Source organism: Chromatium okenii, assembly GCF_016583745.1.
GTDB lineage: Bacteria > Pseudomonadota > Gammaproteobacteria > Chromatiales > Chromatiaceae > Chromatium > Chromatium okenii.
Genome location: NZ_NRRQ01000003.1, coordinates 62,000 through 78,234 on the forward strand (window position 1 = coordinate 62,000; position 16,235 = coordinate 78,234).

Consider the following 16,235-nt stretch of genomic DNA (forward strand, 5'->3'; position numbering starts at 1 on the left):
GAATTTAACGATGACGCTGTTATTGGATATTGGCAACACCAGTCTGCGCTGGGCGCATGAGCACGATGGTCAGCTCGGCGCGATGGAGCGCGTGCGGCACAGCGGTGGGATTCCGGTGGATGTGTTGGCGGCGTGGGAACAGCTCGCGCCACCGTCGCGCATTGTGGTCAGCAACGTGGGCGGTGACGCGGTGGCAGAAGCGCTGCGGCGCGTCACGCGAGCGTATTGGCATCTTGAGCCGGAATTCGTCAGCACTCGCGCCGAATGCGCCGGACTGCGGATTGCGTATGCCGAGCCGACGCGGTTGGGAGTAGATCGCTGGCTGGCGCTGCTGGCGGCACATCTGGACAACCCGACTGCGGCACCGACGCTGATTGTCGATGCGGGTACGGCGGTGACTTTTGATGCGCTGCGCGGCGATGGGCAGCATCTGGGCGGTTTGATCGTGCCGGGCATTGAACTGATGCGCACGAGCTTGTTGGTGGGGACGCAGATTCCGCGAGTGGATTTTGAGCCGGTTGATGTGTTGTGGGCGGACGATACGGCGACGGCGGTGGCGGCAGGCAGCGTGCAGACCTTGGCGGCGCTGGCGGCGCGAGTGACGGCGCGGCTGGAGCTGGAAGCTGGCGCGGCAGTGCGGGTGCTACTGACGGGTGGCGATGCGCCGCGCTTGCGGACGGCGCTGTTACAACCGTTTGCTGAAATTGAAGAGTTGGTGCTGCGGGGTTTAATCGCAGCGGGCGGATAAAAACAGTTGGCAGTAAAAAACCGCCAACTGTTTTATATCTGCCGCAGCGCAGCGCGAATCATTTCCTCCGTCGTCAACCCGTTATCAACGCTGCGCACCATCCGATTGGCTTCCAGCGGGCGATACCCCAGCGCCACCAACGCGCTGACGGCATCCAGCACTGCCTGTTCGTGATCAAGCACCGGCGAGGCAGTGGCAAGCGGCACCGTTCCCGCCGCTCGCCCCATTTCCGTCAACGTCTCCACGCGGTCGCGCAGTTCCAACACCAGCCGCTGCGCAGTTTTCTTGCCCACGCCGGGGATGCGCATCAACGCGGGAATGTCCTCGCTGACCAGACACTGCGCCAGCCGCTGCGCATCCATGCTCGCCAACACGTCCAGCGCCAGCCGCGCTCCGATGCCCGTCACTTTTAACAGCATCCGAAACAGCGCCCGCTCGCGCTGGTGGAGAAAGCCATACAGCACTTGCGCATCTTCACGCACCGCAAAATGCGTGATCAGCGTCACCGGCTCGCCCACCGCCGGTAACTTGTCAAATGCCGAGAGCGCCAGCTCCACTTCGTAACCGACGCCTCCCACTTCTATCAGCACTTGCGGCGGTTGAATGACGCGCAGAATGCCGCGCAGTTGCCCGATCATTGGCGCGTGCTCAGTGTTGAGTGAAGGCGCGGAGATACGCGGAAAACCGCTCGCCCAATTCCGGGTGCGCCAGCCCAAATTCCACCGTCGCCTCCAAATAACCGAGCTTGCTGCCGCAGTCGTAACGCTTGCCTTCAAACGGATGTGCGATGACGTGCTCATCGCGCAGCAGATCGGAAATGCCATCTGTGAGCTGAATCTCGCCACCTGCGCCTTCGCGGATATTTTCGAGCTTGTCAAAAATGCGCGGCGTCAACAGATAGCGCCCGACGACCGCCAGATTGGATGGCGCATCGGCTGGCGCGGGTTTCTCGACAATCGACACCACCCGCATCACCCCGTCAGAGCCAGTTTCAACCTCCACGATGCCGTATTTATGCGTTTCCTCACGCGGCACCTCCTGCACACTCAACACGCTACAGCCGTGCCGGGCGTGAATATCCGCCATTTGTTCCACCACGCCCTTGCCGCTGGTGCGGATCAAATCGTCAGCGAGCAGCACCACAAATGGCTCGTCACCGACCACCGGACGCGCACACAGCACCGCGTGTCCCAGCCCGAGCGCCTCAGCTTGGCGGACATAAATGCAGGAAGCCGTCGCTGGCAATACGCTGCGCACGATCTTGAGCAGCGCAGTTTTGCCCGCCTGTTGCAGCTCCATTTCCAGCTCATAAGCCTTGTCAAAGTGATCTTCAATCGACCGCTTGCTGCGTCCGGTGATGAAGATCAATTGATCAACGCCCGCCTCTTCCGCTTCATCAGCGGCGTATTGAATCAACGGTTTATCCACCACCGGCAGCATTTCCTTGGGGCTGGCTTTGGTGGCGGGTAAGAAACGAGTGCCGAGACCGGCAACCGGAAATACAGCTTTACGAATTTTTGCCATGACGCAAGGTTCCTCTTAAAAAAGTTGTCAGTTGTCAGTTGTCAGTTCATCGGCAATGGCGATCAATGCCGCCAGCGGGTCAGCTGCTTGCGTGATCGGACGCCCAATCACCAAATAATCCGCGCCGGCTGCCAGCGCCGCCGCCGGAGTCAACACCCGCTGTTGATCGCCAACTGCGGCACCTGCCGGACGCACGCCCGGCGTTACCAGCACGAATTGTGTTCCCAACGCAGCGCGTACCGCAGCCGCTTCCAACGGCGAGCACACAATCCCATCCAAACCAGCGGCGTGACCGAGCTGCGCGAGCGTCAGCACCCGCTGGGCTGGCGTTCCGGCGCAGCCGCTCGCCGCCAAATCCTCCGCCGTCAAGCTCGTCAGCACCGTGACGCCGATGAGCAACGGCGCTGGCGTCAGCCGCTGCGCCAGCCGCTCTCGCGCTGCCATCAGCATCCGCTGCCCACCGCTGATGTGAACATTGACCATCCACACGCCGAGATCGGCCGCTGCGTCACAGGCTGCTGCGACCGTGTTGGGGATGTCGTGAAATTTTAGATCAAGAAACACTTCAAAGCCGCGTCGTTGCAAGGTATCCACGATGCTCGGCCCCAGCCGCGTGAACAATTCCTTGCCGACCTTCAACCGACAACGCGCCGGATCAAGTTGGTCTACCAGCGCCAGCGCGGGTGCGGCGGCAGCGTAATCAAGCGCGACGATTAAACGGGATGACAGATTCACAACACATTCACTCAGATGAAATAACAGGAGATAGCGATTCAGCGTTGGTCGGTTCGGGCTGCACCGGCACCACCGTTCCCCAGCGTTTACAACTGGGGCATTGCCAATGCAGCGTCCGCGCTTGAAAACCGCAATGTTCACATTGATACACCGGCTGCCGCGCCAATATCGTGCGCGTCACCGCCAGCGTCACCTGCAACCGCTGGCGCAGCGGCGCAGCAATTCCTTCTTGCGCGATTTGCAGCGCCAGCATCCGCTCCAATACCGATAAATCAGCATGATGCGTGAGATAAGCCGTCATCACATCCAGCGCCGCCGTTTCACCTCGCGCCGCTGCGACCACCTCCGCCAAGCTACGCAGCAGCGGCGGGCTGGGATGACGCTGCGCCAGCGCCTCCAGCAGCGGCAACACATCATCGCGCTCCAAGTGCTGCAACGCCTCAATCAATTCCGGCAGAATTTCCGCCACATAGGTCGCGCCGCGCTCCGCCACCCGCAATAACACCGTGACGGCGCGTTGCGGCTGACCATCCGCCAGCGCAGCGCGTCCTTCCAACATCGCCGCCCGCACACAATTTGGATCAACCCGCAGCGCCAGCGCCAATTCCCGCCGCGCTGTGACCGGATCAGCGTTGCGTTGCGCCTCTTCCGCCAGCTCGCAGTGATAGTGCGCAATCTCCACCGCCAACGGCGGCTCTTGAACCGGCTTGATCTGCTCGGCGACTGCGAGACAGCGCCGCCAATCGCGCTCGCATTGATACAGATCGCGCAGCGCCAGCAACGCCCGCTGCCGCTGCAAACCACAGTCAACCAATTCCTGAAACAGCACCTCGGCGCGATCCAGCAACCCGGCGCACATGTAATCTTGCCCCAGTTCAAACAGCGCATAACCGCGTAATTCGGTGCTCAGATGCGTCCGCGCCACAAGGTTTTGATGAATGCGAATGGCGCGATCCACCTCGCCGCGCCGTCGAAATAAATTGCCCAGCGCCAGATGCGTTTCCACCGTGTCCTGATCGACCTCGGTGAGTTTCAGAAACAGATCAATCGCCTTATCGGGCTGTTCTTCCAGCAAATAATTCAAACCGCGCAAAAAATCGGGATGTGCCGGACCGACGCGCTCAAAAGTCGCCCGCAGCTCGCGCCGTGACAGCCACCAGCCGGAAGCAGCCGCCACGGGCAATAACAAAAAGAGCGTTTCCAGCATGTCAGCGCCATCCCTTTTCACCAGCACAGATGAACTGAATCATACAGACTCAGGCCAATTATCGCGCCCGTGCGCCACCCGCACCGCGATCATCGCTGGAACCAATTGCGCCGATTTTGATAACCCATTTTTCATCTGCGCGTGGTGAGATTATCGTTCATCCCACGTTGACGGCAGCGCCTTAGCCAGCCGCACAACCACACTTTTTACCGTCACTTTTTATTCACCGTTGATTTTGGAGTATTGATAATGTTGCAAGACCGTACCGGCAGTCGCGTTCCCGAAGTTATTTTTCACACCCGCAATGAACACGAATGGGTTGATGTCACCACCGCGCAATTGTTTGCCGGTAAAACGGTGATCGTTTTTTCATTACCCGGCGCATTTACGCCCACCTGCTCTTCATCGCATGTGCCGCGTTATAACCAATTGCTGCCCGTATTCAAACAGCACGGCGTTGATGACATCATCTGCATGGCGGTTAATGACACCTTCGTGATGAATGAATGGAAAGTGGCGCAACACGCTGATGATTTAACCTTCATTCCTGATGGCAATGGCGAATTCAGCGACGGCATGGGCATGTTGGTTGAAAAAGACGCGATTGGATTTGGTAAACGTTCATGGCGCTATTCCATGCTGGTGCGCGATGGCGTGATTGCCAAGATGTTTATTGAGCCAGAAGTAGACGGCGATCCCTACGGCGTCTCCGATGCCGATACGATGTTAGATTATCTGGCACCGAATGCGCCCAAGCCATTGAGCGTGACCGTATTCACTCGCCCCGGCTGCCCATTCTGTGCAAAAGCGAAAACCGCCTTAAAAACTGCGGGCATCGCCTATGAAGAACTGCTGCTCAATCGTGATTATACCGATTTAACTTTACGCGCTGTTGCTGGTGCGACTTCGGTGCCGCAGATTTTCATTGACGGCCAATTGATTGGTGGCTCTGACAAATTAGATGAATGGCTTGCCGCTCGTTAATCCCTGATTAAAAAATACAGCACCGCCCCCCTTTGAAAAAGGGGGGTTTGAGAAGATTGGGGCATTGCGCCCCCTTTTTTTGTCAGGAGCAAATGAATGACACAGCATTTTGATTTAATTGCGATTGGTGGCGGCAGCGGCGGTTTAGCGGTCGCCGAAAAAGCGGCGCAATTCGGGCAGCGCGTCGCCATTGTCGAACCCAGCAAACTCGGCGGCACCTGCGTCAATGCCGGTTGCGTACCTAAAAAAGTGATGTGGTACGCCGCCAATCACGCCGCCGCCATCGCTGCCGCGCCCGAATTCGGCATTCGCGCCCACAGCGACGGTCTTGATTGGGCAACGCTGGTCGCCGGGCGCAATCGCTATGTCGCTGATATCAATCAGTATTGGGACGGCTACGTCAGCTCTCAAAATATCACGCGCATTACTGGTCGCGCTCAATTCGTCGATGCCCACACCATCGCCGTTGGCGACCAGCACTACAGCGCCGATCATCTGGTGATTGCGACCGGCGGGCGACCGATTGTGCCGCGAATGCCCGGCGCGGAATTGGGCATTGATTCAGATGGATTTTTTCAACTGGAGACGCAGCCACAGCGCGTCGCCATCGTCGGCGGTGGTTATATCGGCGTTGAGCTGGCGGGCGTGTTACGCGCCTTCGGCACCGAGGTGACGGTGGTCGCGCTGGAAGATCGGCTGCTGTGGCTGTTTGATCCGCTGATTAGCGCCACGCTGCGCGACAACATGACGGCGCATGGCATTGATATTCGGTTGGAATTTCCGGTGGCGGCGCTGGAGCGCGATGCTGCCGGGCTGGCGCTGGTCGCGCAAAATGGCGAGCGTTTGGGCGGTTTTGACCAGATTATCTGGGCGGTGGGGCGCACGCCGAACACCCGCGATCTCAACCTCGCGGCGGCGGGCGTGACCGTGCAAGCTAACGGCATGATCCCGACTGATGCCTACCAGAACACCAACGTTGCCGGCATTTACGCGCTCGGCGATGTGACCGGACGCGAGCCGTTGACGCCGGTGGCGGTGGCGGCGGGACGGCGTCTCGCCGAGCGCCTATTTAACAATCAGCCGGAACGCAAACTCGATTACGACAACATTCCGACGGTGGTGTTCACACATCCGCCGCTGGGCAAGGTCGGATTGACGGAACCGGAGGCGCGGCAGCGTTTTGGCGACACGTTGACGATTTATGAGACCAGTTTTACGCCGATGCGTTATGCGCTCAATGCGCACGGGGCGACGACGGCGATGAAATTAGTGTGCGCTGGCGCGGAAGAGCGCGTGGTGGGGATTCATTTAATTGGCGATGGCGTCGATGAAATGCTGCAAGGCTTTGCAGTTGCAGTGAAAATGGGCGCAACGAAAGCGGATTTAGATGCGACGGTGGCAATTCATCCGTGCAGCGCCGAGGAATTAGTGACCTTAAAAACGCCGGTACGCAGACCGGGTGACACGCATTAACGATTTAATTCTGCATCTGCTGCGTTGAGAAGATCAAAACGCAGCAGTTTTTGAGTTGTCAGTTTCAAAAAAAAGCATTCACTGCTTCAATCGTCAACGAGATGATTTTAATCCCGTCGCTGCCGCAACTGCCGCTACGATTTGATCTTGATCGTCTTCTGATAAATACGGATGCAGCGGTAAACTCAAGACGCGCTGCGCAATTGCCGCACTGATTGGCGTATTGTCATCGCCCATACCAATTTGGAAAACCGGCTGCTCATTTAATGGCAAGGGATAATGCACTGCGGTGGGAATTCCTTGTTGCTGTAATTGCGCCGCCACTGCATCCCGATTGTCAACCTGAATAGTGTATTGCGCATACACCGACGTATTGCCCGTTGCAAGTGCTGGCGTTAATACCGGCGCATTTATTCCATCTGCCGTTGATGCCGCCCCGCGTTGTTGCAGCAGCGACGTATAGCGGGCACCAATTCGCGCTCGCGCCGCAATTTCTGCCGGAAATAGCGCCAGCTTTTCCAATAAAATCGCCGCTTGCAGCGTATCCAAACGCCCATTGATGCCCAAACGCGGATGGTAATAACGGCGTTCTTGCCCGTGATTGCGCACCTCGCGCAGCCGCTCGGCGAGCTGATCATCATCGGTGAAACACGCGCCGCCATCGCCGTAGCCGCCCAGCGGTTTGGACGGAAAAAACGAGGTGCAGCCAATTTGCGCCAAGCCACCCGACCGCCGTCCATAACGGCTCGCGCCCAAACTTTGCGCCGCGTCTTCAATGACCGCTAAATGATGTTGCGCAGCAATGGCGTTAATTGTTTCCATATCGGCGCATTGCCCGTATAGCGCCACCGGCATAATTGCTCGCGTGCGACCAGTAATTGCATCTGCTATCTGCGCCGGATCAAGGTTATAAGTGACCGGATCAATATCGACAAATATCGGTCGCGCTCCAATTAACGCAATCACCTCGGCAGTGGCAATAAACGTGAATGGCGTAGTAATCACTTCATCGCCGCGTCCAATTTCCAGCGCCAGCAATGCCGCTAATAGCGCATCGGTGCCGCTGGACATGCCAATACAATGACGCACGCCGATAAAACTCGCCAATTGCGTTTCCAATGCAATCACTTCCGGCCCCATAATGAACTGACCGTGTTGGAACACCGCTTCAAGACGCGCTTGAATCGCGGGAGCGAGTAACTGATATTGCGTTTTTAAGTCGATAAACTGCATTAAAATTTCACCTAAAGTGAGGTGGTTAAAAAAATTGCCAGTTGTAAAAAGTTGTCAATTGTCAGTAATCAATGGCGTCGTCATCGCTCACCGACAACTCAAAATCATCAAACTGCGATCTGAGCGTGTTGCCTGCGTTAAGATAACCCGCCTCACGACCACCGTATTCAGGTGTTTTTCATGCAACCATTTTCCACAGTTCTGCCGCGCTCCGCTGCCGCCGCCCTGCTGGCGCTGTTGATGACCGCCGCGCCGTCAAGCGATGCCGCTGACTCCGCGCCAGCAATGGCGCTCGCCGCTACCTTTGAAGGGCAAAGCTGGCAATTGGTCGGCTATCAAACCGCGACTGGCTTTCTCGCCGCCGATCCGACCACGCCCACACAATTTCAATTCAGCGCCGGGCAATTTGCCAGCACTGGCGGCTGCTATCCGCTGGCGGGCACCTACGTCGTGACTGCTACCGGCTTGACCGTCGGCACGCGTCCCACCACGCCCGCTGCCTGCGCCGCGTCGTTGCTGCAACAACACACCGCCATCACCGCCGATTTAGCCGCTGTCACGCGAGCGCATCAGGTCGGCACCCAGTTGGAATTCCTTGATGATGCCGGACAATTGCGGCTGCGCTTGCAAGCTCTGCAACCCGCTTCGCCACTGCTGGGGCAAACGTGGCTGCTGGAGTTTTATCACCATCCCAAACAAGGACCGGTGTTATTGCTGGAACGCACCACAATCGACCTCGAATTTCACCCATCTGGCACCTTGACCGGCAGCAACGGCTGCAACCAATACATGAGCGGTTACACCGTCAGCGATCAGCAGTTGCAACTCGGCCCGCTCGCCACCAAACGTCCGACCTGTAGCAGCGTCAAAGATGTCGCGCTAAAAGCCCTCACCGCCCAAGCTGCCGCCTACGCCGCTGCGCTCGCCAGCGTCGCCAGCTACCAAGTTGAGGGGCAGCAACTGACGCTGCGCACCGCTGATGGCAAGGTCGCCGCCCGATTTCGTGCTGCCGTGCCGCCCACGCCAGCACTTGCGCCATTAACGCCAGCAATCTGACCACCTGCGACCCGTCGCGGCAGCGCAAAGCGGCATACTCTTTGCCCAAACCTAATTGACACGAGGCGACATCATGCGTTGTTGGGCACACACCTTGCTGATCACGGTCATCATCGCGCTCGGCGTCATCAGCATCCTGAACGCCTGCGGCCAAAAAGGCTCCCTCACCTTGCCAGATCGTGTACCGCCGCCACCCGGCGCTGATGTCCCGCAGCCTTCACGCAGTTAAAAAAAGTTGTCAATTGTCAGCGACAACGCTGTTTTTTACTGACAACCGACAACTGAAAACTGACAACTTTTTTCAAACGCCCCTCCCCACTCAATTCATCAAATAGCGATTTCCCGCATGGATCATTTCATCGCCCGCGCCGGCATCCTTTACGCCGAAGACGTTCCCCTCACCGCCATCGCCGACCGCTTTGGCACGCCCTGTTATGTCTATTCTCGCGCCACGCTCGAACGCCACTGGCGAGCGTTTGATCGCGCCTTCCGCGACCGGCGGCACCTGATTTGTTTCGCCGTCAAAGCCAACGCCAATCTCGCCGTCCTCAACGTGCTGGCGCGACTCGGCTCCGGTTTTGACATCGTCTCCGGCGGCGAACTCGAGCGCGTCCTCGCTGCCGGCGGCTCACCAGATAAAATCCTCTTTTCCGGCGTCGGCAAACGCAGCGATGAACTGCGGCGGGCGCTCGAAATCGGCATCCGCTGTTTCAACGTCGAATCGGAACCCGAACTGCTGCGCCTCAACCAGCTCGCCGGTGAGTGCGGCGTCATCGCGCCAGTCGCGCTGCGCGTCAATCCCGACGTGGACGCCAAAACGCACCCGTACATTGCCACCGGCTTGAAAGACAATAAATTCGGCATCGACATCGCCCGCGCCGAGGCCGTGTATCAACAAGCAGCGGAGCTGCCGCACCTGCGCATCACCGGCATCGACTGCCACATCGGTTCACAACTCACTGATTTAGCGCCGTTTATCGACGCGCTCACCCGCGTGTTGGCGCTCACCGACCGGCTGGCCGCAGCGGGAATTGCCATTGATCATCTTGATCTGGGCGGCGGGTTGGGCATTCGTTACCGCGACGAGCTGCCGCCCGAGCCAGCCGCCTACGCTGCGGCGCTGAATTATCTGCTCGGCGAGCGCCCGGTTGAGATCATCGTCGAGCCGGGACGCGCCATCGCCGGTAACGCTGGCATCTTGCTGACGCGAGTGGAATTGCTCAAACACACGCCGACGCGCCATTTCGCGGTGGTCGATGCGGCGATGAATGACCTGCTGCGCCCGGCGCTGTATCACGCCCAACAAGACATCGTGCCGGTGGTGAGCGCCAGCACTGCGCCGGAGCTGCGGTATGACGTGGTTGGGCCGGTGTGCGAAACCGCTGATTTTCTTGGTAAAGAACGGCTGCTGGCGCTGGAGGAAGGTGATTTAGTGGCGGTGCGCGGCAGCGGCGCGTACGGCTTCACGATGAGTTCCAATTACAACAGTCGTCCGCGAGCAGCGGAGGTGATGGTGGACGGAGCACACGCGCAACTCGTGCGGGAGCGCGAGACCGTCGCCAGTTTGTTTGCTGGGGAGTCGCTGTTGCCGTGAAGCGTCGTTTAGAACCGGAATTGATGGAGGATGCCGCGCAAGCGTTGGCGTATGCGCAGGCCGATTTTTCTGAGCCAAATGATTTATTTCTCAAACTGTTAGCTGCGGCGCAGCCGGGCACTTTGCACGGCGCACGGGCGCTGGATTTGGGCTGCGGCCCGGCGGACATCAGCATCCAATTCCTGACCACTTATCCGCTGGCGACCTGCGATGCGCTTGATGGCGCAGCGGCGATGCTGGCGCTGGCGCAGGAGAAGTTACAGCGGTTGGCGGGCGTGGCACCGCGTTGTCGGTTGCTGTGCGAGCGGCTGCCGACGCCGACCTTGCCGGCTGCGCATTACGACCTGATTTTGTCCAACAGCCTGCTGCATCATCTGCCGGAGCCGCAGGTGCTGTGGCAGACCATTCGCAGCGTTGGTAAACCCGGCGCGTTAGTGGTGGTGATGGATTTGATGCGCCCGGCATCAGCCGGTTGGGTGGAGGCGCTGGTGGAAACCTACGGCAGCGAGATGCCAGAGGTGTTGCGGCATGATTTTCGCAATTCACTGTTTGCGGCTTTTGAACCGCAAGAAGTGGTGGCGCAAGTGGCGGAGGCGGGCTTGACGACGTTGGAGGTTGAGGTGGTGAGCAATCGGCACTTGGCAGTGATTGGACGATTACCGGCATGACACTGCGCTTCACTAAAATGCACGGCTTGGGCAACGATTTCATCGTGATTGACGCGGTGCGCCAGCAGGTGACGCTGGATGCGGCAACGATTCGCCACCTCGCGGAGCGCCGGTTTGGGATCGGCTGCGATCAAGTGTTGCTGGTGGAGCCGCCGCGCTTGCCGCACACCGCATTTCACTACCGCATTTTTAATGCCGACGGTTCCGAGGTCGAACAGTGCGGCAATGGAGCGCGATGTTTTGCGCGGTTTGTTCACGAGCAGGGATTGACCGAGCAAACGGAAATCACGGTCGGCACTGCCGCTGGTGTGATCACGCTGCTGCTGCAACCAGATGGGCTGGTGCGCGTCAACATGGGAACGCCGGTGCTGACGCCTGCGCAGATTCCGTTTCTCGCCGAGGATGATCAGCCGCAGCCGTTGTATCCGCTGGCGCTGGACGCGGAAACGCTGCTGATTGGCGCAGTGTCGATGGGCAATCCGCACGCAGTGCTGCAAGTGGACGACGTGAGCACCGCCGCCGTCGCGCAGCTCGGCCCGCTGGTGGAGGTGCATCCGCGTTTTCCGCAGCGCGTCAATGTTGGTTTTATGCAAGTGGTATCGCCGCAACAGATTCGGCTGCGGGTCTACGAGCGCGGCGCGGGAGAAACGCTCGCCTGCGGCACCGGCGCGTGTGCGGCAGTGGTCAGCGGCAGGCTGCGTCACCTGTTGGAACCGCAGGTGCGGGTCACGCTGCCGGGCGGCGAGCTGCTCATTGCATGGAACGGCGGCTCGCAACCGGTGTGGATGACCGGGCCGGCTGCCACCGTGTTTCACGGAGAGATTGAAATACCGAGGTTGTTATGAATCAACACGCTGAACCTGCGCCACCGGAAGACCCGAATTTTCACAACAAAGTGATTGCGTATTTATTAAAAAATCCCAATTTTTTTGAACGCTATCCAGAAACGTTAATCGCGTTACAGGTGCCGCATTTAGTTCGAGGTGCGGCTTCTTTAATTGAAAGACAGGTGCGGGTGCTGCGCAAAGAATTAGAAACCGAACGCGCTTTGCTCGATCATGTGATTGCGCGGGCGCGGGAATACGATGCGTTGGTCAATCGTTTACATGGTTTTTCACTCAAAGTGATTGGCACTAACGATCCGGTAGAATTGTGTCGCGTGATGAATGAATGTTTATCGCGTGAGTTTCATGCCGATGCAGTGGTCTTAAAACTTTTTCCGCTCGTGCTTGCTGAAGATGCGCCCGCTGATGATACAAAAGCAAATGCTGGTCACACCTTGTTTCATGCGTTTATTAAAAAAGAACATGCGTTTTGTGGCGCATTACCAGAAGCGCAGGGCACGTTATTATTCGGTGCGCGTAATGCCAACATTCGCACCGCTGCCTTGATCCCAATTCACACTGATGCTGCGTTTGGGGTGTTAGCAATTGGCAGTATTGATCCCGAACGGTTTCATCCTGATATGGCGACTGATTTATTAGATCGACTGGGTGAGATCGTCAGTCAAAAACTCCGGGTCTTGCCGCCAGTGTTATGTGATGATGCTTAAATCATTAACCTTTTCGCGGTGAGCGCCGATCATGCTGTTGTCATTAAAACATCAATTTTTATTCGTACATATTGCGAAAACTGGCGGCACCAGTATTCGCGCCGCTTTGGAAGGATTGCGCTGGCGTGATCCTTGGTATTACCCGATGTTTTTATGCAGTCGTTTGAGTCATTTCAGCGGACATCGCTTGGCAAGTAAATTACCACGTCACGCGAAAGTGATTGCAGCACAAGAATTATTGCCCAAAGATTTTTTTGAGGCGTTATTCAAGTTTACTATCGTGCGCAATCCGTGGGATTTACAGGTCAGCTCTTTTCATCATTTGCGCCGTGAACGCCCGCATTTATTGATTGGTCACGAGCAATTTAGTGATTTTTTGCGCTACAAACTTGATCCGGTGCGCCCATATCAATATCATTTGGACACGTCTATCACGCTGCAATCAGATTATTTAATCGACTTGCGCGGCAATATCGTTGTCGATTTTATTGGACGTTATGAACAGTTGCATGAGGATTTCAACACCATTTGCCAGCGAATTGGGATTCAACCGCCAGTGTTACCTCATGCCCGTCAAGCGCGGGATCGTCAGCAAGATTATCGCGGTTATTATACGGATGCGACTGCGGAATTGGTGGCGCAGCATTTTGCGCGGGATATTGAGTTACTAAACTATCGGTTTGAATAACGCAGTTTTAACTTTGCGCCAAACGTAAATACTCGGCGTGTAATTGCGCAATCTGCGGCAACAGCGCCGTCACCGCGCCGCTATTCTCTAAAAGATCGTCAGCGCGAGCGCAGCGCTCATGGCGCGGAATTTGGCTGGCGATGATGCGCTGAATCTCATCTGGTGCCAGACCGCTGCGCTGTTGCACCCGCTCAATCTGCACCGCCTCCGCCACATCGACCACCAGCACTCGGTTTGCCACCGTCTGTTGTCCGGTTTCAAACAACAGCGGAATCACCAACAGCGCATACGGCGTCGTCAACGCCGCCCGCCGTGCCAACATCAACTCCAGAATCGCCGGATGCAAAATCGCCTCTAAACGAGCGCGGGCGCGGGGCTGTTGAAAGACCCGCTCACGCAGCGCCGCCCGATCTAACGATCCGTCCGCCAATAACACGTCAGCGCCACAAGCGGCAGCGATCTGGGTGAGCAGCGGCTGTCCGACGGCGGTCAATTCCCGCGCCAGCAGATCGGTATCAATCACGCCTGCGCCGAGCGTCGCAAACTCAGCAGCGACGGTGGATTTGCCGCTGCCGATGCCGCCGGTGAGCGCCACGCTATACATCGCTCAACTCAGCCCGCTGACTTGCAAATAAGCGGCATTGATCGCGTCGCCCCACAGCAAACTGATCCAACCGGCAATCGCTAAAAATGGCCCAAAAGGCAATGGCTGCGCCCGCTGTTGCTGACCAGTGATGAGCAACAACACGCCGTAGCTCGCGCCAGCAACGGTCGCCATCAGCACGATTTGCGGCAGCAGTTGCCAGCCCAGCCACGCGCCAAACATCGCCAGCAATTTGAAATCGCCATATCCCATCCCTTCCTTGCCCGTCAACAGCCGAAACAGTTGAAATACCGTCCACAGGCTGAGATAACCCGCGATTGCGCCGATGAGCGCCGCGTGGCTATCGGTGAAAATATCAAACAAACTCAGCAGCAAACCCAGCCACAGCAGCGGCAGCGTGATGCTGTCGGGCAACAATTGATGGTCGTAATCAATCAGCGCCAGCGCGATTAACGCCCACGTCAGCAGCAGTGCCGCTGGCAATTGCCAACTCATCCCGAACTGCAACGCCACCGCCAGCGTCAACAGCGCCGTCAAACCCTCAACCAGCGGATAGCGCAGACCGATCAGGGCTTTGCAGTTTGAACAGCGCCCGCCCAGCAGTAAGTAACTGAGAATTGGGATATTTTCATACGCACGGATGCGATGCCCGCAGTGAGGGCAAGTGGACGGCGGCGCGGACAGAGAGAGGCTGGAATCCTTGCTCACAAGCGATTCATCGGGTGCGCCGCCCGGGTGCGCTGGCGCGGTTTCTCGCAGTAATTCAACGCAATCGCGCTGCCAAGTCGCTTGCATCATCTTAGGCAAGCGCATGATGACCACGTTGAGAAAGCTGCCCACGCTCACGCCCACCACCACCGCGATCAGCGCCAGCACTTCCGTCTGTTGCGCAAGAATCTCAATGAAATCAGCCATCGCGCTTACACCACCGACGCCATTTTGAAGATCGGCAAATACATCGCCACCACCAAACTGCCGACCAAACCACCGATCACCACCATAATCATCGGCTCCAGCAGACTGCTCAAACTGTCCACCGCGTTATCAACCTGTTCTTCATAAAAATCAGCGACTTTCCCCAGCATCGCATCCAACGCGCCCGACTCCTCACCAATCGCCGTCATTTGAATCACCATGTGCGGAAACAGATCGCGCTGGCGCATCGACAGTTGCAACGACTGGCCGGTGGCGACTTCCTCGCGCATTTTCAGCACCGCGTCCTGATACACGATGTTGCCGGTCGCGCCCGACACCGACAGCAGCGCCTCCACCAACGGCACGCCTGCCGCAAACATCGTTGATAACGTGCGGGCAAATCGCGCCAACGCCGCCTTATTCAAAATCATGCCGATAATTGGAATTTTTAATAACAGCCGATCAATTGTTTCGCGCATCGTCCGCGAGCGTTTATAGGCATAACCAAAGCTGTACACAAAGCTGCCAATCCCAAGTAACAGCGCCCACCACCATGCCTGCAATAATTCAGACAGATGAATCACCATTAACGTAAAGGCAGGTAAATCAGCGCCAAAGTTTGCAAACAAATCCTTAAATTTGGGAATCACAAACAACAAAATGACCACCGTCACAATCACTGCTACCGCAATCACGGCGGTCGGATAAAACATCGCTTTTTTAATTTTGCCTTTAATTGACTCGGTTTTCTCTTTATACACCGCAATTTTATCCAGCAGATTATCCAAAATACCTGCCTGTTCACCCGCCGCCACCAAATTGCACACCAAATCATCAAAATATAACGGATGTTTCGCCATCGCTGCCGCCATCGCAGTGCCGCTTTCAATATCCTGTTTAATCGACAGAATTAAATCCTGCATTGACGGGTTATCATGCCCACGTCCCACGATGTCAAATGCCTGTACCAACGGAACGCCCGCCGCCATCATGGTCGCCAATTGGCGCGTGAAAATCGACAAATCGGCACTGGTAATTGCCTTTTTGCGCTCACCCAATAACGGCTTGGGTTTCATCTTCACCTTGGTTGGATTCACACCCTGCCGCCGCAATTCTGCCCGCACGACATTGATATTCGCCGCCCGTGATTCGCCCTTCACTTTGGTGCCGCGTTTATCTAAACCTTCCCACAAAAAAACCCGCGCCTTATCGGCTTCAACCTTGGGTTTATTTTTAGTCAGTGCTAATGCCATC

18 protein-coding genes are annotated in these 16,235 nt (G+C 57.2%); 10 read left to right on the top strand and 8 right to left on the bottom strand.

The window, feature by feature from the left end:
• Positions 1 to 10: 10 nt before the first annotated feature.
• Positions 11 to 748, top strand: a complete 738-nt coding sequence (locus tag CKO12_RS01825; protein ID WP_200153022.1) for a type III pantothenate kinase — start codon at positions 11 to 13, stop codon at positions 746 to 748.
• A 32-nt stretch (positions 749 to 780) separates the two neighbouring features.
• On the opposite strand, the gene ruvA is transcribed toward CKO12_RS01825, so the two are convergent.
• The 4 genes from ruvA to lapB are packed head-to-tail and all read right to left on the bottom strand — an operon-like array spanning position 781 to position 4,214.
• The gene (gene ruvA, locus CKO12_RS01830) at positions 781 to 1,386 is read right to left on the bottom strand and encodes a Holliday junction branch migration protein RuvA (RefSeq protein ID WP_200153023.1); all 606 of its coding nucleotides are present in this window, start codon (positions 1,384 to 1,386) and stop codon (positions 781 to 783) included.
• 10 nt (positions 1,387 to 1,396) lie between these two features.
• Positions 1,397 to 2,272 (bottom strand): UTP--glucose-1-phosphate uridylyltransferase GalU, encoded by an 876-nt coding sequence (galU, locus tag CKO12_RS01835; RefSeq protein ID WP_200153024.1) that lies wholly within the window; start codon positions 2,270 to 2,272, stop codon positions 1,397 to 1,399.
• 27 nt (positions 2,273 to 2,299) lie between these two features.
• Positions 2,300 to 3,007: an orotidine-5'-phosphate decarboxylase gene (gene pyrF, locus CKO12_RS01840; protein ID WP_200153025.1), complete on the bottom strand. Its 708-nt coding sequence runs from the start codon at positions 3,005 to 3,007 to the stop codon at positions 2,300 to 2,302.
• Between the two features lie 7 nt (positions 3,008 to 3,014).
• Complete coding sequence (lapB, locus tag CKO12_RS01845; protein WP_200153026.1) at positions 3,015 to 4,214, bottom strand: lipopolysaccharide assembly protein LapB; 1,200 nt, start codon at positions 4,212 to 4,214, stop codon at positions 3,015 to 3,017.
• Between the two features lie 249 nt (positions 4,215 to 4,463).
• Here lapB and CKO12_RS01850 point away from each other — a divergent pair, with 249 nt between their 5' ends.
• Positions 4,464 to 5,198: a glutathione peroxidase gene (locus CKO12_RS01850; RefSeq protein ID WP_200153027.1), complete on the top strand. Its 735-nt coding sequence runs from the start codon at positions 4,464 to 4,466 to the stop codon at positions 5,196 to 5,198.
• Positions 5,199 to 5,294: 96 nt separating this feature from the next.
• Positions 5,295 to 6,671 carry a glutathione-disulfide reductase gene (gene gorA, locus CKO12_RS01855; RefSeq protein WP_200153028.1) on the top strand — a complete coding sequence of 459 codons (1,377 nt, stop codon included), beginning with the start codon at positions 5,295 to 5,297 and terminating at the stop codon, positions 6,669 to 6,671.
• Positions 6,672 to 6,764: 93 nt separating this feature from the next.
• On the opposite strand, the gene CKO12_RS01860 is transcribed toward gorA, so the two are convergent.
• A complete protein-coding gene (locus CKO12_RS01860) occupies positions 6,765 to 7,904 on the bottom strand; it encodes a DegT/DnrJ/EryC1/StrS family aminotransferase (protein ID WP_200153029.1) in 1,140 nt (379 codons plus the stop codon).
• 180 nt (positions 7,905 to 8,084) lie between these two features.
• On the opposite strand from CKO12_RS01860, the gene CKO12_RS01865 reads away from it, so the two are divergent.
• The 7 genes from CKO12_RS01865 (at position 8,085) to CKO12_RS01895 (ending at position 13,462) form a co-directional block, all read left to right on the top strand.
• A complete protein-coding gene (locus CKO12_RS01865) occupies positions 8,085 to 8,960 on the top strand; it encodes an META domain-containing protein (protein ID WP_200153030.1) in 876 nt (291 codons plus the stop codon).
• Between the two features lie 73 nt (positions 8,961 to 9,033).
• Complete coding sequence (lptM, locus tag CKO12_RS01870) at positions 9,034 to 9,189, top strand: LPS translocon maturation chaperone LptM (protein ID WP_200153031.1); 156 nt, start codon at positions 9,034 to 9,036, stop codon at positions 9,187 to 9,189.
• Positions 9,190 to 9,306: 117 nt separating this feature from the next.
• Complete coding sequence (lysA, locus tag CKO12_RS01875; protein WP_200153032.1) at positions 9,307 to 10,554, top strand: diaminopimelate decarboxylase; 1,248 nt, start codon at positions 9,307 to 9,309, stop codon at positions 10,552 to 10,554.
• The gene (locus tag CKO12_RS01880; protein WP_200153033.1) at positions 10,551 to 11,222 is read left to right on the top strand and encodes a methyltransferase; all 672 of its coding nucleotides are present in this window, start codon (positions 10,551 to 10,553) and stop codon (positions 11,220 to 11,222) included. Before lysA ends, CKO12_RS01880 begins: the two co-directional genes overlap by 4 nt.
• Positions 11,219 to 12,067, top strand: a complete 849-nt coding sequence (gene dapF, locus CKO12_RS01885; RefSeq protein ID WP_200153034.1) for a diaminopimelate epimerase — start codon at positions 11,219 to 11,221, stop codon at positions 12,065 to 12,067. The genes CKO12_RS01880 and dapF overlap by 4 nt, the downstream gene beginning before the upstream one ends.
• A complete protein-coding gene (locus CKO12_RS01890) occupies positions 12,064 to 12,774 on the top strand; it encodes a DUF484 family protein (RefSeq protein WP_200153035.1) in 711 nt (236 codons plus the stop codon). Before dapF ends, CKO12_RS01890 begins: the two co-directional genes overlap by 4 nt.
• A 31-nt stretch (positions 12,775 to 12,805) precedes the next feature.
• A complete protein-coding gene (locus tag CKO12_RS01895) occupies positions 12,806 to 13,462 on the top strand; it encodes a sulfotransferase family 2 domain-containing protein (protein ID WP_200153036.1) in 657 nt (218 codons plus the stop codon).
• Positions 13,463 to 13,469: 7 nt separating this feature from the next.
• Here CKO12_RS01895 and coaE read toward each other — a convergent pair whose 3' ends face one another.
• The 3 genes from coaE to CKO12_RS01910 are packed head-to-tail and all read right to left on the bottom strand — an operon-like array spanning position 13,470 to position 16,234.
• Positions 13,470 to 14,066 (bottom strand): dephospho-CoA kinase, encoded by a 597-nt coding sequence (coaE, locus tag CKO12_RS01900; RefSeq protein WP_200153037.1) that lies wholly within the window; start codon positions 14,064 to 14,066, stop codon positions 13,470 to 13,472.
• Between the two features lie 3 nt (positions 14,067 to 14,069).
• The gene (locus tag CKO12_RS01905; protein ID WP_200153038.1) at positions 14,070 to 14,981 is read right to left on the bottom strand and encodes an A24 family peptidase; all 912 of its coding nucleotides are present in this window, start codon (positions 14,979 to 14,981) and stop codon (positions 14,070 to 14,072) included.
• Positions 14,982 to 14,986: 5 nt separating this feature from the next.
• A complete protein-coding gene (locus CKO12_RS01910; protein WP_200153039.1) occupies positions 14,987 to 16,234 on the bottom strand; it encodes a type II secretion system F family protein in 1,248 nt (415 codons plus the stop codon).
• Between the last annotated feature and the right edge of the window lies 1 nt (position 16,235).

Bases quoted from the DNA above. Each gene is read 5' to 3' on its own strand.
- ruvA (WP_200153023.1), bottom strand. From the start codon at position 1,386: ATGATCGGGCAACTGCGCGGCATTCTGCGCGTCATTCAACCGCCGCAA.
- CKO12_RS01850 (WP_200153027.1), top strand. From the start codon at position 4,464: ATGTTGCAAGACCGTACCGGCAGTCGCGTTCCCGAAGTTATTTTTCAC.
- lysA (WP_200153032.1), top strand. From the start codon at position 9,307: ATGGATCATTTCATCGCCCGCGCCGGCATCCTTTACGCCGAAGACGTT.
- CKO12_RS01905 (WP_200153038.1), bottom strand. From the start codon at position 14,981: ATGGCTGATTTCATTGAGATTCTTGCGCAACAGACGGAAGTGCTGGCG.
- dapF (WP_200153034.1), top strand. From the start codon at position 11,219: ATGACACTGCGCTTCACTAAAATGCACGGCTTGGGCAACGATTTCATC.
- lptM (WP_200153031.1), top strand. From the start codon at position 9,034: ATGCGTTGTTGGGCACACACCTTGCTGATCACGGTCATCATCGCGCTC.
- CKO12_RS01825 (WP_200153022.1), top strand. From the start codon at position 11: ATGACGCTGTTATTGGATATTGGCAACACCAGTCTGCGCTGGGCGCAT.
- gorA (WP_200153028.1), top strand. From the start codon at position 5,295: ATGACACAGCATTTTGATTTAATTGCGATTGGTGGCGGCAGCGGCGGT.
- CKO12_RS01895 (WP_200153036.1), top strand. From the start codon at position 12,806: ATGCTGTTGTCATTAAAACATCAATTTTTATTCGTACATATTGCGAAA.
- CKO12_RS01890 (WP_200153035.1), top strand. From the start codon at position 12,064: ATGAATCAACACGCTGAACCTGCGCCACCGGAAGACCCGAATTTTCAC.
- coaE (WP_200153037.1), bottom strand. From the start codon at position 14,066: ATGTATAGCGTGGCGCTCACCGGCGGCATCGGCAGCGGCAAATCCACC.
- CKO12_RS01860 (WP_200153029.1), bottom strand. From the start codon at position 7,904: ATGCAGTTTATCGACTTAAAAACGCAATATCAGTTACTCGCTCCCGCG.
- CKO12_RS01910 (WP_200153039.1), bottom strand. From the start codon at position 16,234: ATGGCATTAGCACTGACTAAAAATAAACCCAAGGTTGAAGCCGATAAG.
- CKO12_RS01865 (WP_200153030.1), top strand. From the start codon at position 8,085: ATGCAACCATTTTCCACAGTTCTGCCGCGCTCCGCTGCCGCCGCCCTG.
- galU (WP_200153024.1), bottom strand. From the start codon at position 2,272: ATGGCAAAAATTCGTAAAGCTGTATTTCCGGTTGCCGGTCTCGGCACT.
- lapB (WP_200153026.1), bottom strand. From the start codon at position 4,214: ATGCTGGAAACGCTCTTTTTGTTATTGCCCGTGGCGGCTGCTTCCGGC.